The organism is Deinococcus malanensis (assembly GCF_014647655.1).
Classification (GTDB): domain Bacteria; phylum Deinococcota; class Deinococci; order Deinococcales; family Deinococcaceae; genus Deinococcus; species Deinococcus malanensis.
The window spans coordinates 68,267-84,365 of record NZ_BMPP01000003.1; the positions used below are offsets into that span (position 1 = coordinate 68,267).

Annotated in this window: 11 protein-coding genes; 6 read left to right on the forward strand and 5 right to left on the reverse strand. The window is 64.8% G+C overall.

The genetic code is table 11. The features are described from left to right. The first annotated feature begins 365 nt into the window (after window positions 1-365). Window positions 366-3,245: an EAL domain-containing protein gene (locus IEY49_RS04370; RefSeq protein ID WP_189004944.1), complete on the forward strand. Its 2,880-nt coding sequence runs from the start codon at window positions 366-368 to the stop codon at window positions 3,243-3,245. A gap of 593 nt (window positions 3,246-3,838) precedes the next feature. Here the strand turns inward: IEY49_RS04370 and IEY49_RS04375 are convergent. The 3 genes from IEY49_RS04375 to IEY49_RS04385 all read right to left on the reverse strand — a co-directional run bounded on the left by IEY49_RS04375 (window position 3,839) and on the right by IEY49_RS04385 (window position 7,888). Beyond that, window positions 3,839-4,591 carry a GNAT family N-acetyltransferase gene (locus IEY49_RS04375; RefSeq protein WP_189004946.1) on the reverse strand — a complete coding sequence of 251 codons (753 nt, stop codon included), beginning with the start codon at window positions 4,589-4,591 and terminating at the stop codon, window positions 3,839-3,841. 147 nt (window positions 4,592-4,738) lie between these two features. Then, window positions 4,739-7,246, reverse strand: coding sequence for a GAF domain-containing protein (locus tag IEY49_RS04380; RefSeq protein ID WP_189004948.1), 2,508 nt, complete (start codon window positions 7,244-7,246; stop codon window positions 4,739-4,741). A gap of 261 nt (window positions 7,247-7,507) precedes the next feature. Continuing rightward, window positions 7,508-7,888, reverse strand: a complete 381-nt coding sequence (locus tag IEY49_RS04385; protein WP_189004950.1) for a hypothetical protein — start codon at window positions 7,886-7,888, stop codon at window positions 7,508-7,510. A gap of 345 nt (window positions 7,889-8,233) precedes the next feature. Here IEY49_RS04385 and IEY49_RS04390 point away from each other — a divergent pair, with 345 nt between their 5' ends. The 3 genes from IEY49_RS04390 to modB all read left to right on the forward strand — a co-directional run bounded on the left by IEY49_RS04390 (window position 8,234) and on the right by modB (window position 11,631). Beyond that, window positions 8,234-9,895 carry an FAD-binding dehydrogenase gene (locus IEY49_RS04390; RefSeq protein WP_189004952.1) on the forward strand — a complete coding sequence of 554 codons (1,662 nt, stop codon included), beginning with the start codon at window positions 8,234-8,236 and terminating at the stop codon, window positions 9,893-9,895. A gap of 308 nt (window positions 9,896-10,203) precedes the next feature. Next, window positions 10,204-10,968 (forward strand): molybdate ABC transporter substrate-binding protein, encoded by a 765-nt coding sequence (gene modA / locus IEY49_RS04395; protein WP_189004954.1) that lies wholly within the window; start codon window positions 10,204-10,206, stop codon window positions 10,966-10,968. Continuing rightward, entirely contained in the window at window positions 10,969-11,631 is a 663-nt protein-coding gene (modB, locus tag IEY49_RS04400) for a molybdate ABC transporter permease subunit (protein ID WP_189004961.1), read from the forward strand. A gap of 174 nt (window positions 11,632-11,805) precedes the next feature. Here modB and IEY49_RS04405 read toward each other — a convergent pair whose 3' ends face one another. Together IEY49_RS04405 and IEY49_RS04410 are read right to left on the reverse strand one after the other, a co-directional pair. Then, window positions 11,806-12,297 carry a MerR family transcriptional regulator gene (locus IEY49_RS04405; RefSeq protein WP_189004963.1) on the reverse strand — a complete coding sequence of 164 codons (492 nt, stop codon included), beginning with the start codon at window positions 12,295-12,297 and terminating at the stop codon, window positions 11,806-11,808. After that, complete coding sequence (locus IEY49_RS04410; RefSeq protein WP_189004965.1) at window positions 12,294-13,268, reverse strand: NADPH:quinone oxidoreductase family protein; 975 nt, start codon at window positions 13,266-13,268, stop codon at window positions 12,294-12,296. Before IEY49_RS04410 ends, IEY49_RS04405 begins: the two co-directional genes overlap by 4 nt. Before the next feature lie 134 nt (window positions 13,269-13,402). Here IEY49_RS04410 and IEY49_RS04415 point away from each other — a divergent pair, with 134 nt between their 5' ends. After that, entirely contained in the window at window positions 13,403-15,199 is a 1,797-nt protein-coding gene (locus tag IEY49_RS04415; RefSeq protein ID WP_189004966.1) for an acyl-CoA dehydrogenase, read from the forward strand. Further along, window positions 15,199-16,023, forward strand: coding sequence for an alpha/beta fold hydrolase (locus IEY49_RS04420; protein WP_189004967.1), 825 nt, complete (start codon window positions 15,199-15,201; stop codon window positions 16,021-16,023). The genes IEY49_RS04415 and IEY49_RS04420 overlap by 1 nt, the downstream gene beginning before the upstream one ends. The last annotated feature ends 76 nt before the right edge of the window (window positions 16,024-16,099 follow it).

The following is a 16,099-nucleotide window of genomic DNA, read 5'->3' on the forward strand; positions in this document are numbered from 1 at the left end:
GAAACGTGCAGATGAGGTCCAGTCATGTGACCGCCCCGGTTCCGGACCGTTCTGCACAACGGTTGCTCTCAAACGAGCCCTGCAGGTCCAGGAGCCGCCGATGTCTCAGATTCGGATGCAGCTGTTCTTATCGCCCCTGAGGTGACCACCTCCTCCCATGGTCCAGGCCATTTCAATAAAAAAGCATCTGAGCACGCCTACCCGTTCGCGCCCAGCCAGGGAGGTCACGGCTCGTACTGTGGGCAGAGTCAGACCTGCTGCCGCACACCAGCCAGCAGGATGATTATTCTGAACCCATCACCCTGAAACTCCAGGGGGCGCCGTGTGCCCGTCCTGGTCGGGATCGGAACACGGGAGGAACCACTATGGCTCTGAGTCGTGCGAATACGGTGTACCAGGAGGCCTTTGAGGCTCTACCCTCCACTCTGGCGATCCTTGACCAGGACGGCGTCATCCTGGATGTCAATGCCGCCTGGACCAGCTTTGGCGAGGCGAATGGACTGAGGATGCCCAATGCTGCGGTGGGCGTGAACTACCTGGAGATCTGCGACGCCAGCATGCTGCCCGAAGCGCAGGCTGTGGCACAGGGCATCCGGAGTGTTATGCAGGGGCACCGCCGTGTGTACACGCATGTGTACCCCTGTCATGCGCCTGAGGAGCGCCGATGGTTCCAGATGCGGGTCACGGCCTTCGGCGAGGAACGCCGCGCTGTGATCATCCACGAGGACATCAGCAACTGCAAGCAGGCGGAGGACCACCTGCGTGACCAAGTGGAGTTCACCCAGGGCCTTCTGACCAACAGCCCGGACTGCATTCAGGTGCTGAGCCTTGACGGAGAAGTGCTGTGGGTGAATGACCGTGGCTGTCAGATGCTGGCGGCCGCGGGGGACCGGCCGTTTGACGCCGTGACAGGGTCAGGCCTCTGGTCCCACGACTCCCGGCCTGAGATAGATCGGGCCATGGAGCGCGTCCGGCAAGGAGAGAAGGCACACGTCCAGGCCACCAGCCTGACCTCACAGGGTGTCAGCCTCTTCTGGGACATCGTCATGACCCCCCTGCGGAACACTGACGGAGTACCGGCACAGATTCTGCTGACAGCGCGGGACCTGACCGATCTGCGGGAGGCGCAGCAGCAGGCCACACGCAAGGCCACGCACATGACCTCCATTCTTTCCAGGATCGAGGAAGCATTCTTTGCCATAGACACCGAGTGGCGGCTGACCTACCTCAATCCGTCGGCAGAGCGGCTGGTCCAGCGGCCGGCTGCGGAGCTGATCGGGCACGTTATCTGGGATCTGTTTCCAGACGCTATGGACAGTGAGTTTCATCAGCTGGCCAGGGCGGCCATCGAGTCGCAAGGCAAGGGAGAATTCGAAACGCACTACGCCCCGTTGAACGTGTGGCTGAGGCTCAAAATCTATGCCCACTCCGGCGGTCTCACGGTGCTGATGCAGAATATCTCCGCCACAAAGGCCGAGGAACAGGCTCAGCAGGACCGCAACGCCATCCTGGAGATGACAGTGCAGGGCAGACCTTTACCGGACATCCTTCATCAGGTTGCGCTGATGGTCGAAGCCCAGGCACCGGAGCATGTGTGCGCGGTGCTGCTGCGGCACCGCGGCAGATTGTCAGTCTATGCCGCGCCCAGCCTGAAGGCCGAACTGCGTCTGGCCCTGAACGGTGTCGCCGAACAGGAGGGATTCTGTGGGTCCGCAGTGCTGGGCGGAGACCCCGTGACCGTGGAGGACTTCGCTACTGACCCGTCGTCTACCGGGTGGCGTGTCGTCCTGGCGCCGTATGAACTGCGTGCCTGCGTGTCACTTCCGATCAAGGACGGGCGCCAGACGGTGCTGGGAGCCATCACCCTGTTTGCGAAGGCTCCCGGGACCTTTGCTCAGGAAGTCCTGCGGGCACTGGACAAGGCGCGCCACCTCGCGGCGGTCGCCATCGAACATCATCATCTGGCCGAGCAGCTCAGGTACCAGGCGCAGCACGACACGCTGACCGGGCTGGCCAACCGGCAGCTGTTCGAAGAGGCCCTTCACCGGGCTCTGGATGCGGCGCGGCACGTCGAAGGCGAGCTCGGCGTGCTGTTTATCGACGTCGATAACTTCAAAAGCGTGAATGACAGCCTTGGGCACGAGGCGGGTGACCAGGTCCTGCAGGAAATTGCCCGGCGCCTTAGGCAGTGTGTTCAGCACGGCGACACCGTGGCGCGCATCAGCGGCGACGAATTCACCATGATTCTCCCGTTTGCGGCGGAAGCAGACGCCCTGGAGGTGGCCCGGCGCATCACGGAGGCACTTTCGCATCCGTTTCAGGTGCTTGACCGGGAAATCCGGGTCAGTGCTTCGATCGGCATCACGCTGACTCCGGAAGGAGGCGGCGACCCCGAGACGCTGCACCGAAGCGCTGACCTGGCGATGTACCATGCCAAAACCCGCAAAACGAACTTTGCTGTCTTTCGCAGCGAGATGAACCGGCGGGCCTACGAGCGCTTCCAGCTTTCCTCGTTTCTGCGGCAGGCGGCCGAGCACAACAGTTTCGAGCTGCACTATCAGCCACAGGTCCGGCTGAGTGACGGTCTCCAGACCGGCGTCGAGGCCCTCGTCCGGTGGCATCACCACGAGCTCGGCCCGGTTTCGCCGGAGCGCTTTATTCCGATGGCCGAGGAAACCGGCCTGATCGAGTCCATCGGAACCTGGGTGCTTGGGGAGGCGTGCCGGCAGGGCGTCGTCTGGCAATCCCAGGGGCATCCGCGGCTCCGGGTTGCGGTTAATGTCTCCGCCCTGCAGTTTGAACGCAAAAACTTCGTCGAGACGGTGGCCCGGTGCCTGCAGGAGACCGGGTTCCCCGCAGAACAGCTTGAGCTGGAACTGACCGAACGGGTCGTGATGCGGCAGGTAGAAGAATCGGTGTGGCGAATGCGCCAGCTCCGCGACCTGGGCGTGTGGATCTCAGTCGACGATTTTGGAACCGGCTATTCAAGCCTCAGCTACCTGCCGCGGCTGCCCATCAACATCCTGAAGATTGACCGGTCATTCGTATCGGGTCTGAGTGAGACGTCGCCCACGTATCCCGTCGTTCAGGCCATTCTTGGCCTCGCACGCAGCCTGAACCTGGAGGCCATCGCCGAAGGCATCGAAACGACGGACGAGCTGCGTGTGCTCCGGCAGCTGGGCTGTGATCTGGGCCAGGGGCATCTGTTCGGCAGGGCGCAGCCTGCCAGCAGCACCCAGTTCTGAGAGCGAGGCCACAAGAGTGTTGACTGGTGCACAGCCCCACAGGCAATGCGGCGCGTCCGGCTCACCGTGGTACCGCTGTTTCCCGGTACCTGGATGGCCATGAACCAGCTCGGTGCCGGTCAATCGCAGTTGACGCCAAGGCGGCTCACCTCGAAGGCTGACCGGGCAATCACCAGATCAACTACCGCCGGTCCGGCGGTGCTGGGAGAACGATCATGGCAGGGATCATCGCTGCCACTCCTGACCGTCTGCGCCGCCCACCAGAAAAAAGCAGGGCCGGTCAGGACCCTGCCTCTGTCTTTGTCCAACTGACTCAGACCCGTGCCATCAGCGTGTAACGGGACAACATCGGCTTCATCTGGACTCCTGTTTTCAAGAGTGAATGAGAAGTCCTCCCAACCCGGTGCCGGCACGCTCAGGCTAAAAGTCTTCGGTGTGCCACTCCGACAGATTTCACAAGGGCCGCTTGATCTTGGCCTGGGGCCCTCCGCCCGGGCATCAGGACCGGGCACGTTCCTGGACTGTGTGCTTTTCCCTTCTGGTCCAGACGCGATGAGGTCCAGTTCCCTGAGAAGGTTTGCAGAAACCAGGCTTCAGCGCAGGTGGCGCTGTGTGTCCGGTACTTGCCAGTAACCTGGAGTTTCGACGGCAGGAAGCAGGCGTAGTGTATAGGTTCCGGCACGTTCGGCCAGAGCCTCGGCTTCCTGACGGGCCCGGGACGCTCCCAGCCATGTGCTCCAGTAATGGCGCAGGGTGGAGGCCGCCAGCGCGGTCTGCACTGTTCCGGCGCCGTCCAGCGGTTGATACAGGAGGTCCAGATCGGCCAGGGGACCGCCGTCCGGGCCGCCGACAGGTTGCCAGTACGGCACATCCACAGTTCGGTAACCCAGAGCATGCAGCGCCCGCCGACGGATCACCGCGTCAGTGCCGGTCCGTGCCTCGGCTTCGCGGTCCTCTGCCGGCTGCCGGCCGGCAAAGACGCTGTCGGCAAACAGCCCACCCAGGCCTGAGTCGCGGACCTCGTGAAGCCGGACAGCATGCAGGGCCCGGCTGACACCCTGGCCCCTCCACTCAGGGGAAACGGCCAGGAAGGAACTGAAGGCCGCCTCGGGCAGCAGGTGGTACACCGTACCCCCCAGCACCCGCCCGTGCCCGTCCTCGGCCACCAGGATGCGGTCCCGGCGCTCCCCCCTCCGGCCGGCCGCCACCATATGTGGAAACGCAGCTGGAGGAATCAGCATGTCTGGGGCGTAGTAGCTCCGTTCCTGGATTTGACCGAACGCCGCCAGCGCCGGGTCGGAGGAATCGGTGACGCGGCGAACCCGGATGTGCACAGGCGCGGACATACGTTTACCGTAACGCCGACCCCAGGCAGACGGATGAACGTTCGGCGGCGTCAAAGGGGATTTCTCGGCAATATTGAACGGCGACCGGGCATACCGGGTGACCAGGTGCAGGTAGAACCACTGCCCTGGCGTTCTCCAGGCTCACGTTCACGCCGCGCGCAGGGTAAAGAAGAACGTGGTGCCCTGCCCGACCGTCGATTCCAGCCAGATCTGGCCACCATGCCGCTCGACGATCTTCTTGCAGACGGCCAGACCGATGCCGGTCCCCTTGTACTGCTCCTGCCCATGCAGTCGCTGAAAAATCTCGAAGATGCGGCCAAAGTACTCCGGCGCAATACCTATTCCGTTGTCCCGAACGGCGAAGCGCCACAGGTCGCCGTCGCGCACCGCAGATACGTGAACACTGGGGATCACCCCTTCACGACGGTATTTCAGCGCGTTGGTCATCAGGTTCTGCAGCAGCTGATCAAACTGGCGGGAGTCGGCCAGCACCACAGGCAGCGGATCGAACGTCATCTGTGGGGTCGTCAGGCTTTCATCCTGCGCCAGCCTCGCGGCCACCTCCCCGAAGACCGCCTGGGTGTCGGTCGGTTCCAGGCTGTGCTGCGTGGTATGAATCCGGGAAAAGGCCAGCAGGTCGTCCACCAGACGTTTCATATGCAGGCCGCTGGACACGATCTGGGTCAGGTATTTCTGACCGCGCTCGTCAAGCTGTGCGCTGTACCTGCTTTCAAGCAGTCCCGCAAAGCTGGTGACCGCCCGGATCGGGGCCTGCAGGTCATGCGAAGCGATGTAGGCGAACTGCTCCAGTTCCTGATTGCTGCGCTGCAACTCGGCGGCCTGTGCCCGGAGCTGCTCAGTGCGCTCTTCCACCCGCGCCTCAAGGTCGCTGTGACTGTTCTGGAGCTGCTGGTACAGGCGGGCGTTGTCGAGCGCCACGGCCGTCTGCGCAGCCAGCCCCAGGGAGACCCGTTCGGCGCGTTCGGTAAAGATCCCTGGCGTGCCGTGGCCGAAAAACAAGCCACCCAGCACTTCACCGGTCCGCGCGACGACCGGAACCGCAAGGTAACTGCGCACCGGCAGATGACCGGCCGGCATGCCATGGTATGGGGCATTCTGACCGTACCGGGCGTCCTGGGTAATGTCGTCGACGCGGATCACGCCCTCACCCCGGAAAGTCGGGCCGAAGATGGCGGTGGTGCGCGGCAGCGGATATCCCGCGAAGGCTTCCCGCGGAGCACCGGACAACGCATACAGCGTGTGGGTCTCCTGATTCCGGTCAGTGGTGTTGTAGAAAAACGCCCCGAATTGCGCGCCGGTCAGTTCCACCCCGGCATCGGTCACAGCCTGTACCAGGGCGCCCAACTCCAGTTCGGCAGACAGGGCCTGTCCGATCCGGTTGAGGGCGGCCAGGGTATCGGCCTGGGTGCGCAGCTGTTCTTCGACCTGCTTACGGCCGGTGATGTCCTGCACCAACCCCAGCATGTGCCCCCGCTTCAGGTCGTGGTCACCCAGCGCAAGGCCGTGGCCCCAGATCCAGCGGACCTCGCCGTCTGCGCGGCGCACACGACACTCGAAGTCCCAGGGCTGTCCGAGGGCCAGCGCCGACTGATAGGTCTGGTCCACCCGTTTCCGGTCGTCGGGCAGCACATGCTCCAGGAAGCAGGTGTAGGTCCAATCCGGGTGTCCGTCCGGGTAGCCGAAAATCGTATCGTGCCGGACCGAGCGCCAGACCATCTGGGTCTGTGAATCCAGCTCCCAGTAACCGATCCCGGCGGCTTCCAGCATCACCCTCAGCTGTGTCTGGCTCACGCGCCAGCCTTCTTCCGCCTGGGTCCGCCCGACCGCCTGAGAGCACTGCTCCACCAGACTCAGCAGGAATTCCTGCTCTGCGGGGCGGAATCGGCGCGCCTCCTCGAAGCTGAGGGCCAGGACCCCCCAGAGCTTTCCTTCAATGAAAAGCGGCAGCGCGGCGAGGCTGCGTGTCCGGTCGGCCCGCACAGCGACTGATCCGGGATACTGCTCGTCGAACTCGGTGCCGCTGACAAAGACGGCGCGGCCCTGCCGGACGGCGCCGCAGGGCGGGATGTCGAGGTCCAGCGAAAACCGGGCGAAGCGCTCGCGCAGTTCCGGCGTATAGCCGACATCGTCCTGCAGCTCGAGAAAAGCACCGTCGGCGCTGGGCACGACCAGCGCACCCATATAGGCGCCGGCAGACGACACTGCCTGTTCCAGCAGCACACGGCCCACTTGCCCCGGGGTCGAGACCCGGTTAAGCTCTGCGGTCAGCTGCTGCAGAACCTCCGTGCGTTTGACGAAGGTCACGTCACGCAGCTGCACGGCCAGCCCTTCTGGAGTCGGCACGATATGCACCCGGACCCAGGTACCCAGTGACGGGCTGAAGGCGTCGTATTCGACCGGGCGCTGCTCAGCGATGGCCGCGCGGCTTTCGGCTGGCCACCGCCGGCTGAAGGCGTCCGGGAAATCCTGCTCCAGGTGCCTGCCCACGATTTCAGCTGGTGTCAGATTCACCATGGCGGCCGCGTTGCGGTTGGCATAGCTGAAAAAGCCGGCTGCGTCCAGGGTGAAGACCGCGTCGGCGGTGGCGTCCAGCAGCTGGACCAGGGGAGGGGTCAGGGCATAAGAAGAGGTCATAGATCAGAGACAAAACGGCCCTGGACATCCGTGCCAGACATGTTTTGGAAGCTCAGCATAATGCATCCTCGCTACCCGCCCTTGCAGATGTGGACAGACGGCGTGTGACCACCCGGCGCGTCACGCCAAATCCTATTGCCTCGTGACCACCGTCTGAAGGCTGACCTGGAGTCCCTCTGGCGGAAACTGGACTGAGTGGTTCCAGTAAAGGCAGAAGGGTGCCCAGCGAAAGTCAACGGCGCCACTGGACGTGCCAATGGCTCAGGGACCTGATTGTCGGGGAGGGGTGTCCTCAGAAGGCCTGGAAGACGCCTCGGGGACTCCTGGTCCAGCTCCTTCCTGCCCTGAGCACAGCAGCGCCCGGTAGAGCCTTCGCAACCCTTCCCGACCGGCGGCGATGGCCCGGGCCAGGGGAACCCCATGCCGTGAGGCGAGCACCGGAACGTCGGGCCATTCGGGATCGAGCCCCACTTTGGCGCGGGTGACGTCACGCATCAGACCAGCGTCGGTCACCTGGTCTGCCAACGCCTCAAGGAGTTCATGGTCCGGTTCGCCTAGCAGGGACAGGTGACGCCGGACCATCAGCACCTGCACTGCGCTGGGACCTGACTCGCTGTCAGGCCCTCTTTGAATTGTGGGCATAGCTGGAGGCTACTCCTCTTCCACCAGGTTTTCGGCAATTTCGTCCCGTATGACGAGACAGAAAAACAGAATTGACGTGCGCGCTCTGAAGAATGTGCAAAGCTTCATGGTTATTCAGAATTTATACTGGGTCTATTCTGACCTGACATGCATGTTTATGCAAGAGGACGTCGTTGGCATCCTCAGAACGTCGTTTGCAGTTATTCCTCTGGAGGTCGAATACGGAAAAAGGGAGCAGCCGGATGCAGCGGCGCTTCCATTTCTGACCTTTACAGCGAGCCCACCCGGTAGAGTCAGGAGGCACCATCTGCTGTCAATCAAAAGCTGTGCGTCCCGGGGGAACCTATGCAGACACAACACGCTGACGTCATCGTCGTGGGCGCTGGACTGGCCGGTCTGGTCGCTGCGGCCGAGCTGGCCGACGCCGGAAAATCGGTCCTGATTCTCGATCAGGAGGGCGAACAGCATCTGGGTGGACAGGCCTACTGGTCGCTGGGTGGCCTTTTTTTCGTGAACTCGCCGGAGCAGCGCCGTCTGGGCATCCGCGACTCGCGTGAACTCGCCAGCAGCGATTGGATGGCCACCGCTGCCTTTGACCGGCCCGAGGACCACTGGCCCCGGCAATGGGCACAGGCTTACATCGATTTTGCCTCCGGTGAGAAGCGGGCGTGGCTGCACGCCATGGGGATGCGCTGGTTCCCGGCGGTTGGCTGGGCCGAGCGCGGTGCGGCCGGGGCCAGTGGTCCCGGCAACAGCGTGCCCCGGTTTCATATCACCTGGGGCACCGGACCCGGAGTCCAGGAGCCCTTTGAACGGCGGGTACGCAAGCATGCAGCAACCGGGCGCATCCGGTTTGGCTTCCGGCACCGCGTGCGTGGGCTGAGTATCACGAATGGAACGGTGCACGGCGTGCTTGGAGATATCCTCGAACCGTCGCACGTTGCGCGTGGCGAAAGCAGTTCCCGGGTGGTGGTGGGAGACTTCGACCTGCATGCCCAGGCGGTCCTCGTGGCGTCCGGCGGCATCGGGGGAAATCATGGTCTGGTTCGCCGTTACTGGCCACAGGACCGGATGGGTCCGGCCCCGGCATTTATGGTTTCGGGAGTGGCGCAGCATGTTGACGGCGCCTTGCAGCAGGTAGTCAAGGACGCAGGCGGCCACCTGATCAATCCTGACCGCATGTGGCACTACACCGAAGGCCTGCGCAACTGGAACCCGGTCTGGCCGCAGCACGGCATCCGGATCCTGCCTGGCCCGAGCAGCCTGTGGCTCGACCCGGGCGGGCGGCGCCTGCCGTTTCCCCACATCCCGGGCGCAAGTTCCCTTGACACCCTGGCGCATATCACACGGCATGGATATACACACACCTGGTTTGTGCTCAACCGCGCCATCATCAAAAAGGAGTTCGCGCTGTCAGGGTCCGAACAGAATCCGGATCTGACCGGCCGTAGTGTTCGTCAGACCCTGAAACGGGCAGGCAGGCAGGTACAGGTTCCGGTTCAGGCATTTATGGATCAGGGTGCGGATTTCGTGGTGCGGGACAGCCTGCGAGAACTGGTCCGGGGCATGAACGAGCTGGCCGGGGATAGCCAGGTGGACTTTGCAACCGTGGAACGTGAAGTGCTCGCCCGTGACCTGCAGGTCCGGAACGTGGCCGGCAAGGACCCACAGCTTGCGATTATGCGTGGCGCCCGGGCAATCCTCAGTGAGCGGCTGATCCGGGTGGCCAGGCCCGCGCCGCTGCTCGACCCTGCGGACGGACCCCTGATCGCCGTGAGACTCAACGTGCTGACCCGCAAGTCTCTGGGCGGGCTCGAAACGGACCTTCAGGGCCGGGTTCTGCGCGAGGGCGGCGAGCCGATGCCGGGTCTCTATGCCGCAGGCGAGGTCTCAGGATTCGGAGGCGGTGGCCAGCACGGCTACCGCGCGCTGGAGGGCACCTTCCTGGGCGGTTGCCTGTTCAGCGGCCGGGTGGCGGGCCGCAGCGTCGCGGCCGCCGTGGACTGATCCTACGTGCGGGCGCTCTGCTCGGGTCTGTGCCGGCTCCAGACCAGAATGGGAGAGCCTGTAGATCCCGTCGTTTCCCCAGCACACCAAGGTGGCCAGCCCTTCCACGAAGCTGCGGTTCAGACTTGCTCACAGGCACCCAGACTGCTGAGCGTCATGGGAGAGCCATCCTGGGGCGCCAAGGATCAGGGGCCACGTTCAGAGCCGGGCACCCATTAGCGCTTGCCGTGTCAGATTTGAGCACGGTCTGATGCGGCTGCGAAGTTCTGATTCTGTGCGCTGGGGCAGAATGTCTACCGAGGAGAGTTATGTTCAAGCCTGTTCTGATCGCCGCCCTGCTCGCCCTGACCTTCGGTGGGGTCCGGGCTGAAACGGCTCAGATTGCTGCCGCATCCGACCTGAAGTTCGCGCTGGATGACCTGGTGGCCCGCTACCGCGAGGCGTATCCCAGGGCAGATCCGGTCCAGATCTCGTATGGCAGCAGCGGCAACTTTGCGGCCCAGATACAGAACGGTGCGCCGTTCACCATGTTCCTGAGTGCGGACAGCAGCTATGCCAGGAAGCTGGAGGACGCTGGCCTGACCGTGCGGGGAACCCGCCGGGATTACGCCATCGGCCGTCTGGTGATCTGGGTCCCCAGGGGCAGTTCCGTTGACGTGGCCCGGCTGGGCCCGGCCGCACTGAATGATCCCCGGGTCCGCAAAATTGCCATCGCCAACCCGGCCCACGCTCCGTACGGTCAGGCGGCCCTGTCACTGCTCAGGACCTACAAGCTGGAGCCTACGCTGAAGGGAAAATTTGTGCTGGCCGAAAATATTGCGCAGGCCGCGCAGTTCGCGTCCACGGCTGCCGATGCGGGCATTCTTGCGTACAGTCTGGTGAAAGCGCCCAGCTTCGCGGCGCTGAGGGGGCACTATTGGCTGGCTCCCCTGGGCTCGCACCAGCGCCTGCAGCAGCAGATGGTGATCATCAAAAACGGGGAAAACACGCGGCGTTTCTGGAGCTTTATCCTGAGTCCGCAAGCCAGGGCAGTTTTCAAACGCTACGGCTTTGTCCTGCCGCGGGAGCAGTAGTTGGAAGCGCCCCTGCGTGAAGCCCTGCTGCTGACCTTCAACCTCGCGACCGTGACAAGCGTATTGCTGCTTGTCACAGGCTACCCGCTGGCACTGTGGCTGTCCCGGAGGGTGGGATGGTGGTCCACCGTCCTTCGGGCCATGATCAACCTGCCACTGGTTCTGCCGCCAACCGTACTGGGGTACTACCTGCTGGTCAGCCTGGGCCGCGAGGGCGTGGTGACCGACCTGACCGGTGTGCAGCTGGCTTTCAGTTATCCAGGGCTGCTGATCGGGTCGGTGCTGTACAGCCTGCCTTTCGCAGTTGGGCCATACATCAGTGCGCTTGAGGGACTGGACCGCAAATATGAGGACGCTGCCCGGGCTCTGGCGCTGGACCGCTGGCAGCGGCTGCGCTTCGTGGTGATTCCTCTGACGCTGTCGGGAGTGGTGACCGGCACAGCCATGAGTTTCGCGCACACCCTGGGGGAGTTTGGGGTCGTGCTGCTGGTGGGCGGCAATATTCCCGGCGAGACCCGGACGGCTGCCATCTACCTGTTCGATCTGGTCCAGGCCCTCGAATATGAGAGGGCCGGACAGCTGGCATTTGGACTGCTGGTGACCTCCGCCGTCTTGCTGGTGCTGATTCAGCTGCTTGGAAAAAAGCTCATTGCCCGGACGTAGGCGGAACGTGCCGGTACTGAAAAATCAGTCACGTTCCAGCCGGCGGGCAGCGTTGCCAGGAGAACGCGAGGCGGCCCGTCATGAAGGAAAGGTGCCCGCCACCCCGGAGCCGATCTCCCTGCGGGCAGATCGCACGCCTTCCATCTGGCTGAGAGGGTCGCAGGGACGCGTGGATCAGTCTCGGAGTGCGTCCGGCACAGCCTCGTCGGGGCTGATGGCCGGCACGTCTCCGCCGGTAAAGCGTTTGGTCAGCCATCGGTCGAAGCGGGCCAGATTCTCGGCCTGCCGGTCATAGGCGTCGTGCAGCAGCCGGAGGCGGGCATGCAGAGCGCGCAGCCGGGCGTCGTCCAGGGGAATGTCCTCGCGCCGCCAGTCGCGCCGGTAGGTGCCGTCGACATTGTGGGTGGCCCGGCGCAGAATTACCATGTCGCGCGCCTCCTCCAGCGGCAGGCCCAGGGCGCGCAGATCGATCAGGTCGCGCAGCAGGCGCAGGGAATAGGGGGCGTACAGCGACCGGCCAGAGGCCGTGACCTGATCCGGCGTGAGCAGTTGCAGTTCGGCGTAGTGCATGACGGTGCGGCGCGTGACTCCTGCGGCCCGGGCCAGTTCGGCGGTGGTGTAGTACGTGACTGCCGCTGGGGAGGGTTGCTCGGCCCCGGGCGTCACGGCGTGAGCACGACCTTCCCGGTCACGCGGCGGTCCAGCAGTGCACGCAGCGCTTCGCCGGTGCGCTCCAGCTCATAGCGCTCACTGACGAGCGGGTGAACCTCGCCCTGGGCGATCCAGGCCGAAAGACGGGCAAGATTTCGGGCGTTGGTTTGAGGATCACGCCGCGCGAATTCTCCCCAGAACACGCCTACGATGCTCGCACCTTTCAGCAGCGGCAGGTTCAGCGAAAGGCGCGGAATCTCCCCACCAGCGAAGCCGATCACCAGGTAGCGGCCACCCCAGGCGATGGACCGGAAGGCGGCTTCGGCATAGCGGTCCCCCACCGGGTCGAAGATCACGTCCGGACCATGGCCGCCGGTCAGCGTCTTGAGGCGTTCGCGCAGGTCCTCGGTGCCGTACTCGATGACCTCGTCGGCGCCATGCTGCCGTGCGACCTCGCCTTTTTCAGGGCTGGACACGCCAGCGATCACCCGCGCGCCCAGCGCTTTGCCGATCATGACGGCGGCCAGACCCACGCCCCCCGCAGCCCCCAGCACCAGCAGGGTCTCGCCGGCCTGCAGGGCGCCGCGCTGGATCAGAGCATGCAGGCTGGTGCCGTAGGCCAGCGGCAGCGTGGCGGCCACGTCCAGTGGCAGTGCGTCTGGCAGTGGCAGCACAGCGCGGGCATCCGCCTTGAGGTGACTGGCAAAAGCGCCGGTACCCGTAAAAGCCGCGACCCGCTGACCAACCTGCAGTCCGGTGACGCCCTCTCCCACGGCACTGATGCGCCCTGCGGCCTCGGCTCCCGGCGTGAAGGGCAGGGGAGGGCGAACCTGATACTGGCCCATCACCATCAGGGCGTCTGGGTAGTTCACGCCAGCCGCCTCCACAGCGATCACCACCTCGCCGGGTCCGGGCTGGGGATCGGGAAGGGTCTGGACAGTCAGGGTCTCGGGCTGGTCGAAGTTCTGGCAGATCACGGCGCGCATGGGGGTCTCCTTGAACGGGGCACGGGGGGCAGGGCCGGCAGGGGAATGGCCTATAGTAACGCTTACGTTCAAAGTAGACGTGCGCGGACACTCGCGTGCCTGCCCCTCCCTCTTTCCCCCAGGAGAACTGCGACATGGCCCCCTTCCTGAGCAAACGAGACCTGAGTTTTCAGCTGTTCGAGGTGCTGGACAGCGCCGCCCTGCCCCAGCGTCCCCGCTTCGCGGAGCACAGCCGCGAGATCTACGAGGACATTCTGAACCTCGCCTACACGGTCGCAGAACGCCACTTTGCCCCGCATGCCCGCGAGGCCGACCTGAACGAGCCGCACGTGGTGGACGGCAAGGTCAGGCTCGTCCCCGGCGTGGCCCAGGCTCTGGCGGCCTTCCGGGACGCCGGGTTCTTCAGCGCCCACCACGACGAGGAACTGGGCGGCCTGCAACTGCCCCGCGTGGTCATGCAGGCCGTGCAGGCCCACTTCAAGGCGGCCAACATCGGAACCAGCGGCTACGCGTTCCTGACCATCGGCAACGCCAATCTGCAGCGGGTGTTCGCCTCGCCCGAGCAGCAGCAGCGCTACATGCTGCCGCTGCTCGAGGGCCGCTGGTTCGGCACCATGGCCCTGTCCGAGCCGCACGCCGGGTCCGGTCTGGCCGATATCACCACCACTGCCGCGCCCCGGGGCGACGGAACATACAGCATCACCGGCACCAAGATGTGGATCTCTGGCGGCGAGCACGAACTCAGTGAGAACATCATCCATCTCGTGCTGGCGCGTATTCAGGGGGCGCCCGCAGGTGTCAGGGGCATCAGCCTGTTTCTGGTGCCCCGCTACCGCATTCAGGAGGACGGCACTCCCGGCGAGACCAACCACGTGGTGCTGGCGGGCCTGAACCACAAAATGGGTTACCGCGGCACGACCAACACCCTGCTCAACTTCGGCGAGGGCGGCGAGACCATCGGCGAACTCGTCGGCGAGCCGGGCCGGGGCCTGGCGCAGATGTTCTACATGATGAACGAAGCGCGCATCGGAGTTGGGATGGGCGCCGTCATGCTCGGCTACGCCGGTTATATGGCCAGCCTGGAGTACGCCCGCGAGCGCTTTCAGGGCCGGCCGGCCAGCCAGAAGGACCCCCAGAGCCCGACCGTTCCGATCATCGCCCACGCGGACGTCCGCCGGCTGCTGCTGCGGCAGAAGGCCATCGTGGAAGGTGGGCTGGCCCTGGGCCTCTACGCCTCCAGCCTTGTGGACGACCTGCAGACCGGCCCGGAAGACGCGCGGGAGGACACCCACCTGCTGCTGGACCTGCTGACCCCGCTGGTGAAGTCCTGGCCCAGCAGATACAGCCAGGACGCGCTCAGCGACGCTATTCAGGTGATGGGCGGCGCGGGCTACACGCGCGACTTCCCGGTCGAGATGTACTACCGCGACAACCGCCTCAATCCCATCCACGAGGGCACTGAGGGCATTCAGGGCAACGACCTGCTGGGCCGCAAGGTCACCCAGGCCGGTGGGCGCGGCCTGCAGGTGCTGCTCTCACGCATGCAGGCGGATCTGCGTGCCTCAGAGGCCCTCGAAGGCCTGGGCGAGATCCGCACGGCGCTCTCTACGGCGGTCAGTCAGTGCACTCAGGCTCTGCAGGCGCTGCTGTCGCAGTCCGGGCGTATTGGTCCGGACCTGTATCTGGCCAACGCCAACAGTGCGCTGGAGATGCTGGGCCATACCGTGGTCGGCTGGATGTGGCTTCGTCAGGCGGCTGCGGCGGCCCGGGCCCTGCCCACTGCCCGTGGCGACGACGCCGACTTCTACCGGGGCAAACTGCACGCCGCCCGCTTCTTCGCCACCCATGAGCTGCCCCGCGTGCGCGCCCACGCCGACCTGCTGGCCAGCGTGGACCGCACGACCACCGAGATGCAGGAGGCCTGGTTCTGATGCCGGCTTTCGCTCCTGCACAAACGGTGAAGGTCCAGGGCCGAACCATTGCCTACAGCGAGGAGACGCCGGCCGATCCGCAGGGCACGGTCCTGTTTCTGCCTGGGCTGGGCGGTACCCGGCTGACCTGGCGCTCACAGCTTCCGGTCTTCGGGAGGCGGTACCGGGCCCTGAGTCTGGACCACCGCGACACTGGAGGCAGCGACCCGGCCCCGGACGACTACACCACGGCAGACCAGGCAGACGACGCAGCTGCACTGCTCCGTGCCCTGGACGCGGCCCCCGCGCACGTGGTGGGCCTGAGCATGGGCGGTTTCGTGGCCCTGAACCTCGCGGTGAGGCACCCGGAACTGCTGCGCAGCCTGACCCTGGTGGCCACCTCCGCCGGCGGCCAGACCCATGTCAAACCCAATCCTGCGGGCCGTGAGGCGTTGCGGCCGGACTTCTCCCTGAGCGCCGGGGAGCGGGCCTTGCACTCCACACGCCTGATTACCGCGCCGGGATGGATGGACGCCAACCCCCGGCTGCATGCAGGAATTGCGGCCGGTGCCGACGAACATCCCTTCGCGCCGGAGGTATATGCCCGGCAGTTCCGCTCCACCAGCACGCATGACGTGACCGGCGACCTAAGCCGGCTGGACCTTCCCACGCTGGTGATCCACGGTGACGCCGACCCACTCGTCCGTTACGAGAACGGCGAGCACCTGGCACGCAGCATTCCCGGCGCGCAGTTCATCACCTATGCCGGAACCGGGCACCTACCACCCCTGGAGCAATACGAGCAGTTCAACCGAGACGTGCTGACCTTTGTAGACGCGCATTAACCTGTCTTGTCTGCCAGGACGCGCGCCAACGACACACCCGCGATGGGGTCACCTGGCTGGGTGGCGTCGGCAGGAA